At 74.3% G+C, this 16,099-nt stretch carries 3 protein-coding genes; all 3 read right to left on the bottom strand.

The window, feature by feature from the left end; translation table 11 throughout:
• Positions 1–5,116, bottom strand: a 5,116-nt coding sequence (locus tag ACWD4O_RS47945) for an acyltransferase domain-containing protein (protein ID WP_451289445.1), incomplete at its 3' end; no start/stop codon positions are given.
• 87 nt (positions 5,117–5,203) lie between these two features.
• On the bottom strand, positions 5,204–14,794 hold the full coding sequence (locus tag ACWD4O_RS47940; RefSeq protein ID WP_451289444.1) for a type I polyketide synthase: 9,591 nt from the start codon (positions 14,792–14,794) through the stop codon (positions 5,204–5,206).
• Positions 14,795–14,882: 88 nt separating this feature from the next.
• Positions 14,883–16,099 (bottom strand): type I polyketide synthase (locus ACWD4O_RS47935; protein ID WP_451289443.1); only part of this gene is annotated, 1,217 nt, incomplete at its 5' end.

The raw sequence follows: 16,099 nt of genomic DNA, 5'->3' as shown, positions 1-16,099 counted from the left end.
TCCCGCCCGGATCCAGCGCCCTGGGCATCCGCAGCACCAGCTTTCCGGTGTGCCTGGCCTGCGACATGAACCGGAACGCCTCCGGCGCCCGCCGCGCATCGAACGACCGCACCGGCACCGGCTCCAGGGCACCCGACCCGAACAACGGCATCAGCGCCGCGAACAGCTCCGCGATCCCGTCCGCGCCGGTCGCCTCGATCAGATCGAACGCCTGATACGACACCCCGACCCAGGCGGACTCCACTTCCCCCGCATCCCGGACGTCCGTCTTCCCCATCTCGACAAACCGACCGCCCTCGCCGAGCAGCCGCAGCGAGGCGTCCACGAACTCCCCGGCCAGGGAGTTCAGCACGACGTCCACGCCCCGCCCACCGGTAGCCGCCCGCACCCGCTCCTCGAAGTCGAGCGACCGCGAATCGGCGATATGAGCGTCGTCCAGACCGAGGGAGCGCAGCGTGTCCCACTTGCCACGACTCGCCGTCGCGAACACCTCGGCCCCCACCTGCTTGGCCACCTGCACCGCGGCCATGCCCACACCACCCGCACCGGCGTGGACCAGCACCGACTCACCCGCGCGGAGTGCGCCCAGCTCCACCAGCCCGTAGTACGCCGTCAGGAACACCACCGGCACCGACGCCGCCTGCTCCCACGACCACCCGTCCGGGATCGGCGCGACCATGCGCTGGTCAGCTACCGCCTGCGGACCGAACGCGTCCGGGAACATCCCGAACACCCGGTCTCCCACGGCGAATCCGGTCAGCTCCGGGCCGACCTCGGTGACGACACCAGCGCCTTCGTTGCCCATCGACGCCGCGCCGGGATACATCCCCAACGCGATCAACACATCCCGGAAGTTGAGCCCCGCCGCCCGAACCGCGACCCGCATCTGCCCCGCGCCCAACGGCTCCACCGCCTCCGGAGCCGCCCCCAACACCAGACCCTCCAACGTCCCCGACCCCGCCGACTCCAGCCGCCACACCTCCGACGACGGGACCAACGCCTCGGCTGACCCACCGGTCCGTGCCAGCCGGGGGACGAGCAAGTCGCCCCGGCGGAGGGCGAGTTGCGGTTCGCCGCGGTGGACGGCGGCATCCAGCGCCGCCGCGGACTGCTCGCTGTCGTCGGTGTCCACCAGGACGAACCTGCCGGGGTGCTCGCTCTGTGCCGTCCTGACCAGACCCCACACCGCCGAGTGGACGAGGTCGGAGACGACTTCGCCCGGGCCCGCGGCCACCGCGCCGTGCGTCACCACGACGAGCCGCGAGGCCGCTTCAGCCGTATCCGCCGCCCCCTCGCCCACCAGCCATTCCTGGATGCGCTCCAGCACATCGGCCGTCGCACTCGCCACAGCGTCCGCGAGCCCCACGCCCGCCGGGGACGCCGCGGGCGGGCAGTCCAGGACGGTCGTACGGTCGGCGAAGGCGCGCGGCTGCTCGGTCGGCCGGGTCGGGGCCAGGACCCAGTCCAGTTGGAAGAGGCTGTCGGCCGTCTCGTCGGCCACGCGGGAGAACTGCTCGGCCTCGACCGGCCGGAGGGTGAGTCCGTCCGCGGAGAACACCGGACGGCCGGTGCCGTCGACGGCGTCCACGGCCACGGAATCGCCGCCGTTGGCGGAGAGGCGGACGCGCAGCGACGACGCGCCGGAGGCCCGCAACCGTACGCAGCTCCAGACGAACGGCAGGCGGACCGCGGTGCCGTCAACGCCGATGTCGGTCAGCGCGGCCGCCTGGAGCGCGGCGTCCAGGAGTGCCGGGTGCAGTCCGAAGCGGTTGGCGTTCTCCCGCTGCTCGGCGGGGAGAGCCACGTCGGCGTAGACGTCGTCGCCGAGCCGCCAGGCCGCCCGCAGCCCCTGGAAGGCGGGGCCGTAGCCGTAGCCGGCCTCGGCGAGGTCCGTGTAGAAGGCGTCCAGTGGGACGGGCTGCGCGCCGGCCGGTGGCCACGTCGTCGGCTCGAAGTCGGCGTCCACGGGTGCGGTGTGCTCGGGAAGGAGCAGGCCGTCGGCGTTCCTGACCCATTCCCGGTCGGCGTCGTCGTCCGGCCGGGAGAACACGGAGACCGTCCGGCTGCCGTCGGCGTTCGGTGCCGCGACCATCACCTGGACCTGCACGCCGCCGTGCTCGGGCAGCACCAGCGGTGCTTCCAGGGCAAGTTCGTCGAGGATGCCGCAGCCGACGGAGTCACCGGCGCGGATCGCCAGTTCCACGAAGGCCGTGCCCGGCAGCAGTACCGTCCCGGCGACAGCGTGGTCCCGCAGCCAGCCGTGCGAGGACAGCGACAGCCGTCCGGTGAGCAGGTAGCCCTGCCCGTCGGCCAGGGACACCGAGGCACCGAGCAGCGGGTGCCCCTCGCCGGTCAGCCCGAGCCCGGCGGCGTCGTCGGCTCCGGCAGCGGATACGTCGCGCAGCCAGTACCGCTGGTGCTGGAAGGCGTAGGTCGGCAGATCCACGGTCCCGGCACGAGGCTCGGGCAGCAGCGGCCGCCAGTCCACGGGCAGCCCCGCGGTGAACGCTTCGGCGAGTGCGGCCATGAAACGGTCCGGACCGCCTTCACCCCGACGCAGCGTGCCCAGCACGAGCGCATCGGCCTCCACCGCCTCGACCGTGCTCTCGATCGGCGTCGTCAACACGGGGTGGGCGCTGGCCTCGACGAACGCGTCGAAACCCTGCGCCAGCAGCAGACGGACGGTGTCTTCGAAGCGGACCGTCTGCCGCAGATTCGTGTACCAGTACTCGGCGTCCAGAGCGGTCGTCTCCAGCCGCCCGGCCGTCACCGTCGAGTAGAACGGGACCGTCGCCGCCGTCGGCTCGATGCCCGCCAGGTCCGTCAGGAGCCGGTCGCGGATCGACTCCACCTGGGCGGAGTGCGACGCGTAGTCCACCGGCACGCGCCGCGCCCACACACCCTGCGCCTCACAGGCCGAGAGCAGCTCGTCCAGCGCGGCGTCCTCACCCGCGACGGTCACCGACGACGGACCGTTCACCGCTGCCACCGACACCCGTCCTTCCAACGGGGCCAGCAACTCCTCCACACCCACCACGGGCAACGACACCGACGCCATGCCGCCCGACCCGGCCAAGTCCAGGATCGCGCGACTCCGCAAGGCCACGACCTTCGCCGCATCCTGCAACGACAGCGCCCCCGCCACGCAGGCCGCCGCGATCTCCCCCTGCGAATGCCCCACCACCGCCGCCGACACCACACCCACCGACCGCCACAACTCCGCCAACGACACCATCACCGCCCACAACACCGGCTGCACCACATCGACTCGGCCCAGCCACTCATCCGACCCAGAACGCAGAACATCCGCCAACGACCAGTCCACGAACGGCGCAAGCGCCTCCTCGCACTCCCCCAACCGCACCCCGAACACCGACGACGACTCCAACAACTCCCCCGCCATCCCCACCCACTGCGACCCCTGCCCCGGAAACACCAACACCGGACGACTCACCGAACGGCCATCCCCCGCGCCCAACACCTCCAGCCCCGACACCAGCTCGCCCCGACCCGCCGCCAGCACGACACCCCGGCACTCCAACACCGACCGCGCACCGACCAGAGCCCGCGCCACCCCCACCAGGTCGACGTCCTCCCGCTCCCCCACGAACTCCGCCAACCGACCCGCCTGCGCCCGCAATGCCGCCTCAGACCGCCCCGACACCACGAACGGCAACAGCGAAGGCACAAGGACCCTGGGCGGCGCGCTCGTCGCCGCTTCGATGTGCGGCGCCTGCTCGATGATCACGTGCGCGTTCGTGCCGCTGATCCCGAAGGAGGACACTCCCGCCCGCCGCGGACGGCCGGAGTCGGGCCACTCCCGTGCTTCCGTCAGCAGTTCGACCGCGCCCGCCGACCAGTCGATCCGGGTCGAGCGTTCCTCGGCGTGCAGGGTCCGCGGGAGGGTCCCGGCGCGGATCGCCTGCACCGTCTTGATGAGGCTCGCGACGCCGGCGGCGGCGCCGGTGTGGCCGATGTTCGACTTGACCGAGCCGAGCCAGAGGGGGTGGCCCGCGGGGCGGTTCTGGCCGTAGGCGGCGAGGAGTGCCTGTGCCTCGATGGGGTCGCCGAGCGCCGTGCCCGTGCCGTGCGCCTCCACGGCGTCCACCTCGGTGGCCGACAGGCCGGCGTTCGCCAGCGCGAGCCGGATGACCCGCTGCTGCGAGGGGCCGTTCGGGGCGGTGAGGCCGTTGCTCGCGCCGTCCTGGTTGACGGCGCTGCCGCGGACCACCGCGAGCACCTGGTGACCGTTGCGCTCGGCGTCCGAGAGGCGCTCCACCAGCAGGACGCCCACGCCCTCGGCGAGGCCCATGCCGTCGGCCGTCTCGGCGAACGCCTTGCAGCGGCCGTCCTCGGCCAGTCCTCGCTGGGCGCTGAAGCCGAGGAACTGGCCGGCGGAGGCCAGCACCGTGACGCCGCCGACGAGGGCCAGCGAGCATTCGTCGCCGCGGAGCGCCTGGACGGCGAGGTGGAGGGAGACCAGCGAGGACGAGCAGGCGGTGTCCACGGTCACGGCGGGGCCTTCGAGGCCGTACAGGTAGGACAGACGGCCGGAGACGACAGCGGCGGCCGTGCCGGTGGTGAGATGTCCGGCGTATTCGTCGGGCACCCGGCCGGATGTCCAGCCGTACTCCAGGTTGTTGGTGCCGATGAACACGCCGGTCTGGCTGCCGCGCAGGGTGGCGGGGAGGATGCCGGCGTGCTCGAACGCCTCCCAGGAGGTCTCGAGGAGCAGTCGCTGCTGCGGGTCCATCGCCAGCGCCTCGCGGGGCGAGATCCCGAAGAAGGCGGCGTCGAAGCCGGCGGCGTCGGTGAGGAAGCCTCCGGAGGCGGTGTAGATGGTGCCGGGGTGCTCGGGGTCGGGGTGGTAGAGCCGGTCCAGGTCCCAGCCGCGGTCCTGCGGCAGCGGGCCGATGGCGTCCGCTCCCCGGTCGACGAGGTCCCACAGGTCCTGCGGTGAGGCGACGCCGCCGGGAAAGCGGCAGGCCATGCCGACGATCGCCACGGGTTCGGTGGTCCGGGCCGCGGACTCGAACGCCTCGATCCGCTGCTGTGCCTCGTGCAGTTCGGCCGTGGCCCATTTCAGATACTCGCGAAGGGTCTCTTCATTGGCCACAGCAGCAGTCCTCCGGTACTGGGGTCGCGGTGTTCTTGGGGCCGGTGTGGCTCATGGGGGTCATCCGCGCCATCCGGGTCATCCGGGTCATCCCGCGGGGGTGTTGCGGCGGAGCCGGGTGTTGATGAACGCGAGCATCTCGTCGTCGGAGGCCGCTTCCAGTTCCTCGGCGACGCTGCGTTCGGCGGGCGGCCGGGGGCCGGTGTCCGGGTCCGTGGCGGTGGCGGTGGCGGAAGCGGTGGGGGTGGCGGTCCAGGTGGTCAGCAGCGTCTGGAGCCGTTTGGTGATGCTGGCCCGGTCGGTCTCGCCGACGGCGGCGGAGGCCAGTCCGGTGGCGAGGGCGTCGATCCCCGCGTGGACGGAGGCCGCGCCTGTCATGCCGTCCTCCAGCAGTTCGGCAAGGAGCAGGTCCACGAGGGCGAGGGGGGTGGGGTGGTCGAAGAGGAGCGTGGCCGGCAGGTTGAGGCCGGTGAGCCGGTTGAGCCGGTTGCGCAGGTCGATCGCGGTGATGGATTCGAAGCCGAGTTCCTGGAAGGCGCGGTCGGGACGGATCTCGTCCAGGGAGTCGTGGCCGAGGGCCGCGGCCGTGTGGGCGCGTACCAGTTCCAGCAGGCGGTGTGCGCGCTCCGAGGCGGTCAGTTCGGCCAGTTCGCGGTGCAGGTCGTCGGCCGCGTCGGCGGCGGTGCGTGCTTCCTCCGCCAGGGCGGTCAGGGCGGCGCGGGCCTCGGGGAGGGTGTCGATCAGTGGGCTGGGGCGCTGGCCGGTGAAGGCGGCGGTGAAGAGCGGCCAGTCGACGTCGGCGACGGTCACGCAGGTGTCGTCGTGGTCCAGTGCGGCTTGGAGTGCGGCCAGGGCGTGCGTCGGGTCGAGCAGGCGCAGGCCGCCGAGGCCGATCCGCCGGACGGCGCGGGCGGCCTCGGGGTCGTCGCCGGCCGGTGTCTCGGCCAGTAGGTCCCAGACCGGCCAGGCCACGGAGAGGGCTTGGCGGCCCTGTGCGCGGTGCTGCTGTGCGAGGGCGTCGAGGTGGGCGCAGGCGGCGGCGTGGGCGGCGTGTTCGCCGCTGCCCCAGAAGGCGGCCACCGACGAGAAGTGCACGACGGTTTCCAGTTCGGCGGGGTCGAGGAGTTCGTCGAGGAGCCGGGCGCAGTGCGCCGTGTCGGCGAGGACGCGGGCGACGGCGGCGGGGTCGGTCTCGCGCAGGGGGGCCAGGCCGGGGTCGCCTGTGGTGTGCATGAGGGCGGCGATCCGGTGGCCCTCGGCGCGGAGGCGGTCCAGCAGGTCGATCACCTCCTGACGGTCGGACAGGTCGCGGTCGGCGAAGGTGAGCCGGGTGTCCGAGGCGTCGACGTCCGCCTGGAGCCGGGCGGCCGCGTCGGGGTCGATGCGGCCGGCCAGGACGAGGTGTTCGGCGCCGCGCTCGGACAGCCAGTGGGCGATGCGCGTCGGGAGCGGTCCGGTGCCGCCGGTGATCAGGACGGTGCCGGTCGGCCGCCAGTCCCGTACGGCGTCGGTGGCGGGCAGCGGCGCGCGGACCATCCGGCGTACGGAGGTCCCGGCGGCGCGCAGGGCCAGTTGGTCCTCGTGCGCCGCGTTGGTGAGGGCCTGGCGCAGCCGGTCGACGTCAGCCGCGGTGAGGTGCTCCGGGAGGTCGACCAGACCGCCCCAGCGGTCGGGCAGTTCCAGTGCCGCGACCCGGCCGAGGCCCCAGAGGCGGGCCTGGTCGGCGTCCCGGGGTGCGGGTTCGTCGCCGTCGACGGCGACGGCGCCGCGCGTGAGGCACCACAGCCGCGTCTCGGCGTCGAAATCCGCCGCTGCCTGGGTGAGGAGCAGTGTGCCCGTGAGACCGGCCGCGACCGTCGGGTGGTGCGGGTCGGCGGTGGTGTCGAGGCCGAGGAGCGAGAGGATCCCGATCGGGCGGCCGGGGCGACCGGGGTTGTCGCGGCTGTCACGGTTGTCGTGGCTGTCGCGGCTGTCGGGGCTGTCGGTCAGGGCTGCTTCGAGGCTGTGGGCCAGCCGGGTCCGGTCGGTGCGGGTGGGGTCGACGGTGACCGTGGTGACCGTCAGGCCGCGCTCGCGCAGAGCCGTGACCAGTTCGGCGATGTCGTCGTCCGCCGCGAGGGCTGTCGGTACGACGGCCAGCCAGGCGGTGGGCGCGGCGGGGTCGGTGGGCAGGTCGGGGGCGGGCTGCCAGACGGCGCGGTAGCGTCGGCCGTCGGCCGTGCGCTGCTCGTGAGCACGACGGCGCCAGGAGCGCAGGGCGGGCAGGACCGTGTGCCACGGTTGTCCGTCGGGGGCGCCGAGCAGGTCGGCGAGTGCCTGCGGGTCCTCGGTGTCGACCAGTTCCCAGAACCGGGCCTCAGTCGCGTCGCCGCTCATGCCGGGCGTGTCGGCCGGGCTGCTCGCCGGGTCGAGCCAGTAGCGCCGTCGGTGGAAGGGGTAGGTCGGCAGGTCGACGGCGGCGGACCGCGGGCCCGGGAACAGGGTGCTCCAGTCGGGTGCGACGCCGAGGACGGCGGCCTGGCCCAGGGAGAGCAGGAAGCGTTCCAGACCGCCCTTGTCGCGGCGCAGGCTGCCGATCACCGGGTGGTCCGCGCCGAGGGAAGCGGCCGTCTCCTGGATCGGGGTGACCAGGGTGGGGTGGGGGCCCATGTCGAGGAAGGCGTCGTGGCCCTGCTCCAGCAGGCCGCGGACGGTCTCCTCGAAGCGGACCGTCCGACGCAGGTTGGTGTACCAGTACTCGGCGTCCAGCTCCGTGGTGTCCAGCGGGCCCGCGGTCACCGTGGAGTGGAACGGCACCCGGCCGGCGGCGGGTTCGATGCCGGCGAGGTCGGTGAGGAGCCGGTCGCGGATCTTCTCGACGTGGTCGGAGTGGGAGGCGTAGTCCACCGGGAGGATCCGGGCGCGTGGGGCTTCGGCGGCCAGGGCGCGGACGGCGTCGGGCGCTCCGGAGACGACGACCTGGCCGGGGCCGTTGGCCGCCGCCAGGAACAGTCGGCCGCCCATGGTCGCGATGCGCTCGGCGGCCTCCTCCTGTGACATGGCGAGCGAGGCCATCAGGCCGCTGTCGGCGAGGTCGAGGAGTGCCTTGCTGCGCAGGGCGACGATCTTGGCGCCGTCCTGGAGGGTGAGCGCGCCGGCGACGCAGGCCGCCGCGATCTCGCCCTGGGAGTGGCCGACGACGGCGGAGGGCCGCACTCCGTGGGCGCGCCAGAGTTCGGCCAGGGAGACCATCACGGCCCACAAGGCGGGCTGCACCACGTCCACCCGTTCCAGGGCGCTGCCCTCGGGGTCGCGCAGCACGTCGGTGAGCGACCAGTCGACGTACGGGGCGAGTGCCGTCTCGCAGCGCGCGATGTGCTCGGCGAACAGGGGGGCGTCCGCGAGGAGTTCGGCGGCCATTCCGGGCCATTGGGAGCCTTGGCCGGGGAAGACGAACACGGCGCGTTCGCGGGTGGGGCCGGATCCCTCGGCGGTGCCGGGGCGCGCCTCGCCCGCGGCGAGGCCGTCCAGCGCGTGCAGCAGAGCATCCCGGTCCCGGGCGACGGCGACGGCGCGGTGGGCGAGCACGGTGCGGGTGCTGGCCAGGGAGAACGAGACGTCGGCCGGTTCGAGTTCGGGGTGCTGGGCGAGGTGGTCGCGCAGTCGTCCGGCGACCGTGCGCAGGCCGCGCTCGGTGCCGGCGGAGAGAAGGTACGGCAGCGGTGCGCCGGCGCTGTCGGGGGCGGCTGTGTCCGGGCGGGCCGGCTCGGTGGGCGCCTGCTCGACGATGACGTGGGCGTTGGTGCCGCTGATCCCGAACGAGGAGACTCCGGCGCGGCGCGGCCGGTCGGTGTCCGGCCAGGGAGTCTGCTCCGTCAGGAGTTCGACCGCGCCGCCGGACCAGTCGACGTGCGGTGACGGCGCGTCGACGTGCAAGGTCTTCGGCAGGGTGCCGTGCCGCAGTGCCATGACCGTCTTCACCAGGCCCGCCAGGCCGGCGGCGGCTGCCGCGTGTCCGAGGTTGGACTTGACCGAGCCGAGCCGCAGCGGCCGGTCGGCGGGCCGGTCCCGGCCGTAGGCGGCGATCAGCGCGTGGGCCTCGATCGGGTCGCCGAGCGAGGTGCCGGTGCCGTGCGCCTCCACCGCGTCCACCTGGTCCGGCGTCAGGTCGGCGTCGGCGAGGGCGAGTCGGATGACGCGCTGCTGGGCCAGTCCGTTCGGGGCGCTCAGACCGTTGCTGGCACCGTCCTGGTTGACCGCGCTGCCGCGCACGAGCGCCCACACCCGGTGCCCGTTGCGGCGTGCGTCGGAGAGTCGTTCGAGGAACAGGACGGCGGCGCCCTCGGACCAGCCGGTGCCGTCGGCGGCCGCGGCGAAGGACTTGCAGCGGCCGTCCCCGGCCAGCCCGCGCTGGCGGCTGAACTCGACGAAGCCGGTCGGGACGGCCATGACGGCGACGCCCGCGGCCAGGGCGGCCTCGCACTCGCCGCGGCGCAGTGCCTGGACGGCGAGGTGCAGCGCGACCAGCGAGGAGGAGCAGGCGGTGTCCACCGTCACCGCCGGGCCCTGGAGCCCGTAGGTGTAGGCGAGTCGGCCGGACAGGACGCTGCCCGCGCTGCCGGTCAGCGCGTAGCCCTCGGCGCCGTCCGTGGTGCGCGCGCCGGTGCCGTAGCCGGAGGGCGAGCCGCCGACGAAGACGCCGGTGGAGGTGCCCTTGAGCGTCGCCGGGTCGAGTCCGGCCCGTTCGAACGCCTCCCAGGAGGTCTCCAGGAGCAGCCGCTGCTGGGGGTCCATGGCGAGCGCCTCGCGCGGGGAGATCCCGAAGAAGCCGGCGTCGAAGTCGGCGGCCCCGGACAGGAAGCCGCCGTGGCGGGTGTAGGAGGTGCCGGGGTGGTCCGGGTCCGGGTGGTAGAGCCGGTCGAGGTTCCAGCCCCGGTCGGCCGGGAACGGCCCGATGGCGTCGGCGCCGTCGGCGACCAGCCGCCACAGGTCCTCGGGGGAGGCGACGCCGCCGGGGAACCGGCAGGCCACGCCGACGACGGCGATCGGCTCGTCGGAAGGGGTCCGCGCGGTCCGGGCGAGCGGGGCGGACCGGCCGTCGGCCGCGTGCTCGCCCGCCAGTTCGTCGCACAGGTGCGCGGCCAGTGCGGTGCACGTCGGGTGGTCGAACACGGTGGTGACGGCGAGCGGGAAGCCGGTCAGCGCGCTGAGCCGGTCGCGCAGGTCGATGGCGGTGAGCGAGTCGAAGCCGAGGTCGCGGAAGGCACGGTCGGCGTCGACCGCCTGCGGCGATCCGTGGCCGAGCACCTGGGCGACCTGGGTGCGCACCGCGTCGAGGGCGAGGGCGGGCCGGTCGTCGGGCGGGGCCTCGGCGAGGAGGCGGCCGAGGGCGGAGTCCCCCGGGGTCGGGCGCGCGCCGCCGGCTGCGGGCGCCGCGGCGGCGGCCGGGGCGAGTGCGCCGAGGAGCGGGCTGGGGCGCAGCGCGGTGAAGGCGGCGGTGAACCGCTCCCAGTCCACGTCCGCCACGGCCACCGCCGCCTCGGGACGCCCGACGGCGTGGGCGAGTGCGGCCAGCGCGTCGTCCGTGGCGAGCGGGCGCAGGCCGCGCCGGGCCAGCCGCTGCACATCGCGTTCCGCGCCGACCATGCCGTCCTCGGCCCAGGGCCCCCAGGCGATCGACGTGGCGGCCAGTCCGCGCGCCCGGCGCTGCTCGGCGAGCGCGTCCAGGGCGGCGTTGGCGGCGGCGTAGGCGCCTTGGACGCCGCCGCCCCAGACCCCGGCGATCGAGGAGAACAGCAGGAAGGCGTCCAACGGGCGGTCGCCCAGCACCGCGTCGAGGTTCGCCGCGCCGACGGCCTTGCCCGCGAGGACGTCCGCGCAGCCGTGCGGTTCGGTGTCGAGGACGGCGCAGTCCTGGGCCAGCCCGGCGGCGTGCACGACGGCGCGGATCGGAGCGCCGTCCGCCTCCAGGTCGGCGACGAGCCGGGCGAGCGCGTCCCGGTCGGCGAGGTCGCAGGAGGCGACGGCGGTCCGGGCGCCGAGCTCGGCGAGCTGGGCCACGAGTCGTTCGACGCCGGGCGTCTCGGCGCCGCGCCTGCTGACCAGCACCAGTTCGTCGGCGCCGCGTTCGGCGGCCCAGCGGGCGACCCTGGCGCCGAGCCCGCCGGTGCCCCCGGTGACGAGGACCCGGCCGGCCGGCTGCCAGTCGGCGTACGAGCCGCCGGTCGGCGCGGCGGACAGCCGCCGTACCCAGGGGCCGGCGGCGCGCACGGCGATCTGGTCCTCGCCGCCGTCGGCGATCATCGCCGTCGTCCGGGCCCAGGTCTGCGCGTCGGGTGCGTCGGGCAGGTCGATCAGGCCGCCCCACAGGGCGGGGTGCTCCAGCGCGACGGTGCGCCCGAGGCCCCAGACCTGGGCCTGTTCGACGTGGCGCAGCGGGTCGGAGGGGCCGGTGGTCACCGCGCCCTGGGTGAGGCTCCACAGCCTGGTGTTCAGCCCGAGGTCGGACAGGGCCTGCACGAGCGCGAGCGTCGCGGACAGGCCCCGGCTCAGCTCCGGGACGTCGAGGTCGGGCCCTGTCTCACGGCTCAGGAGCGAGACGACGCCCGTGAGGTCGGTGAGGCCTGGGTGCTCGCGCAGGCGGGAGGCCAGTGCCTCGCGGTTCAGCGCGCCGGGTGCCGGCTCGACGGCGAGGTGTTCGACGCACGCGCCACGGTCTTCGAGTGCCTGCCGGCAGGCGGCGGCGAGCCCGGTCTCGTCGGGAGGGGACGACAGCAGCAGCCAGCGGCCGGTCAGCCTGGCGGTCGGCGGTTCGGCGACCGGCTGCCACCGGATCGTGTAACGCTCCGCTCCGGGGGTCGTCGCTTCGGCCCGGCGGGCGGGTCGCTCGGTCGTGAGCCAGTAGTGCTGCCGCTGGAAGGCGAAGGTGGGCAGTTCCACCCGTCGGCCGCCGCGTGCGGCGAGGATGCCGGGCCAGTCGATCCGGATCCCGGCGGTGTGCAGGGCGGCCAGGGCGGTGGTCGCGGTGCGCGTCTCGGGGTGGTCGCGGCGCAGCAGCGGCACGACCGTGGGCTCCGCCTGGTCCGGCCGGGGGGCGAGGGTCTCGCGCGCCATCGCGCCGGCGACGCCGTCGGGGCCGAGTTCCGCGAAGGCGGTGGTGCCCTGGGCGAGGAGGGCGGCGACGCCGTCGGCGAAGCGGACGGGCTCGCGTACCTGGCGCACCCAGTAGTCCGGGTCGGTCAGTTCGGCGACTTCGGCGATCCGGCCGGTCACGTTGGAGATCACCGGGAGCTGGGGAGCCGCGTGCGAGACACCCTCCAGGACCGTGCGGAACTCGGCCAGCATCGGTTCCATGCGGGCCGAGTGGAACGCGTGCCCGACCTTCAGCCGCCGGGTTCTGCGCCCCCGCGCCGTGAAGTGGGCGGCGATTCGCAGCACGTCGGCCTCGTCGCCGGAGAGCACCACGGACGTCGGCCCGTTGACGGCGGCGACACAGACTGCCGGGGCATCGTCCAGGACCGCGCGGACCTCGTCCTCGTCCGCCTGTACCGCTGCCATCGCGCCGCCCGCGGGCAAGGCCTGCATCAGCCGCCCGCGCGCCGCGACCACGACGGCGGCATCGGCCAGTGACCACACCCCGGCCACATGCGCCGCCGCAAGCTCGCCGATCGAGTGACCGAGGAGGAAGTCCGGCCGCACGCCGAAGGACTCCAGCAGACGGAACAGCGCCACCTCGACGGCGAACAGCCCGGCCTGCGTGAACACCGTCTCGTCCAGCAGTCCCGGCGTGCCCTCCGCACCCTCAACGCCTTCAGCGCCCTCAGCGCCCTCCGGCCCGAACACCACATCCCGCACCGAATGCGTGACGTGCCCGGCAAGCTGCCGGTCCAGTTCCAGGACCGCGGCGTCGAACGCCTCCGCGAACACCGGGAAAGCGGTGTGGAGTTCACGCCCCATCCCGGCCCGCTGACTCCCCTGACCGCTGAAGAGCAGCGCCAGGCGGGCGTCCGGGCGGACGTTGCCCAGCCGGACGTCCGGAGCGGGGGCGCCGTCGGCCAACGAGGCCAGCCCTGCGACGAGTTCGGCTCGGTCCGCGCCGAGGACGGCGGCTCGGGCGTCCAGCGCCGAGCGCGTCGCGGACAGCGAGTACGCGAGGTCGAGCGGTGCGGACTCCGGGTGCGCCGCCACGTGGTCGAGCAAGCGGCGGGCCTGGGCGCGCAGTCCCGGCTCGGAGCGGGCGGAGACGAACCACGGTACGAGGATGCCGTCCGGGCGGGGGTGCGTATCGGCATCGTGCACCGCCGCCGGTGTGCCCTGTTCGATGACGACGTGTGCGTTGGTCCCGCTGATGCCGAAGGAGGAGATCGCGGAGCGCCGCGGGCGGCCGGTCTCCGGCCAGGGGCGCGCCTCGGTCAGCAGTTCCACCGCGCCCGCCGACCAGTCCACATGCGGCGTCGGCTCGTCCACGTGCAGCGTCGCGGGCAGCACTCCGTGCCGCATCGCCATGACCATCTTGATCACCCCGGCCACACCCGAAGCGGCGGCGGAGTGGCCCAGGTTGGACTTGAGCGCGCCGAGCCACAGCGGCCGGTCCGGGGCGCGGTCGCGGCCGTAGGTGGCCAGCAGCGCCTGGGCCTCGATCGGGTCGCCGAGCGTGGTGCCCGTGCCGTGCGCCTCCACCGCGTCCACCTGGTCCGCGGTGAGCCGGGCGTTCTCCAGCGCCTGTCGGATCACCTGCTGCTGCGAGGGCCCGCTGGGCGCGGTGAGCCCGCTGCTGGTGCCGTCCTGGTTGACGGCGCTGCCGCGCAGCACGGCGAGCACCTGGTGGCCGTTGCGCTGGGCGTCGGCCAGCCGCTCGACGAGGACGACGCCCACGCCCTCCGACCAGCCGGTGCCGTCGGCAGCGGCGGCGAAGGCCTTGCAGCGGCCGTCGGGCGCCAGGCCGCGCTGGCGGCTGAACTCCACGAACAGCGCCGGGTCGGACATCACCGTCACACCGCCGACCAGTGCGAAGGAGCACTCGCCGGACCGCAGGGCCTGCGCCGCCAGGTGCAGGGCCACCAGCGAGGACGAGCACGCCGTGTCGACGGTCACCGCCGGCCCCTCGAAGCCGTAGGTGTAGGAGAGCCGCCCGGACAGGACGCTGGAGACGTTCCCGGTCATCGAGTAGCCCTCGACGGCCTGCGGCAGGTCGCGTGGGTTGTCGATGTACCGGGTGGCGCCGGCCCCGACGAAGACGCCGGTGCGGCTGCCCTTCAGCGCGGCCGGGTCGATCCCGGCCCGCTCGAAGGCCTCCCACGACGTCTCCAGGAGCAGCCGCTGCTGCGGATCCATGGCGAGCGCCTCACGCGGCGAGATACCGAAGAATCCGGCGTCGAACTCGGCCGCGTCGTGGACGAAGCCGCCTTGGCGCACATAGCTCTTGCCCGTCGCGTCGGGGTCGGGGTCGTAGAGGTCCTCGACGTCCCAGCCCCGGTCGGCCGGGAAGTCGGAGATGACGTCGGCCCCGGACGCCACCAGCCGCCACAGGTCCTCGGGTGAGCGCACGCCGCCCGGGAAGCGGCAGGACATGGCCACGATCGCGATGGGCGCCCGGCCGTGCGCCTCTACGGCGGCCAGGCGTCGCCTGGTCTGCTGGAGCTCCTCGGTCACGCGCTTGAGGTAGTCCCGCAGCTTCGCTTCAGTGCCGGTCTCGTTCATCGTCCACGCTTTCCAGAGGGTGGCGGGGTCCGGGTCGGTCGGCGGCCGGGTCTTCGGGCGCTTGCGGGCGCGGTCGGCCGGGCACGGGTCAGTCGAGACCCAGCTCCTTGTCGATCAGGGAGAACATCTCGTCGTCGGTCACGGAGTCGAAGCCGCCGGGGCGGTCGTCGTCGCCGGGTTCGGCTCCGGGAGTTGCGTCCGGCTCGTCCTCGAACCGCCACAGGAGCGCCTGGAGTCGGCGCAGCACCGCGGCGCGGTCGTCTCCCGCGCCGGGCAGGGCGCCGGCGAGCGCCGCTTCGAGCCGGTCGATCTCGCCCAGCAGCGGGGCCGCCGCCGCGTCCGCCGGGCTCACCGGGCCCAGTCGCTCCCTGAGATGCCGGGCGAGCGCTTGTGGCGTCGGGCAGTCGAAGGTCACCGTGGCGGGCAGGCGCAGTCCGGTGGCGGCGCCCAGCCGGTTGCGCAGTTCGACCGCGGTGAGCGAGTCGAACCCGGACTCCAGGAAGCCGCGTTCGGAGGAGACCGCGTCCATCGAGGCGTGCCCGAGGACGGCGGCGCAGTGGTCGCGGACGAGGTCGACCAGGATGCGTTCCTGCTCCGTCTCCGTCCGGCCGGCCAGTTGCCGGGCGAGTGTCGTGCCGTCCTGTGCCGCCAGGACGGCGGCCTGCCTGCGGGGGGCGCGCACCAGGCCGTGCAACGGTGCGGGAAGGTCTCCGGACTCGGCCGCCCTGCGCAGCGCGCCGAGGTCCAGTCGGGCGGCGGCCGGGTTGGCGTCGAGGAGGTTCAGCGCCGCGTCGAACAGTCCGAGGGCGTGTGCGGCCGTCATCGGCGCGACTCCTGAACGGCGCATCCTGGCCAGTTCCTGCCGTCCGAGTTGCCCGGTGATGCCGCTCGTGTCCGCCCACAGGCCCCACGCCACGGAGGTGCCGGGGAGGCCGGCGGCCTGTCGGCGGGCGGCGAGTGCGTCCAGGAAGGTGTTCGCGGCGGCGTAGTTGGCCTGGCCGGGGCCGCCGAGCGTGCCGGCGACGGAGGAGAACAGGACGAAGGCGGCCAGGTCGAGGTCAGCGGTGAGTTCGTGCAGGTTGACCGCCCCGTCGACCTTGGCGCGCAGCACCCGCTCCAGTCGGCCGGGGTCCATCGCCTCGATCAGGCCGTCGTCCACGGTGCCCGCGGCGTGGACGACGGCGGTGAGCGGGGTCGTCGTGTCGGCGGCGCGTGCGAGGACTGCGGCCAGCGCCTCACGATCGGCCGCGTCACACGCCTCTACGGTGACGTCGGCTCCGAGGGCCGTGAGTTCCGCCGCCAGCT

The organism is Streptomyces sp. NPDC002623, from assembly GCF_053592635.1.
This window is presented reverse-complemented; position numbering and strand designations above follow the sequence as displayed.

Excerpts from the sequence above, each read along its gene's own strand:
- ACWD4O_RS47940 (WP_451289444.1), bottom strand. The coding sequence starts at position 14,794 with ATGAACGAGACCGGCACTGAAGCGAAGCTGCGGGACTACCTCAAGCGC.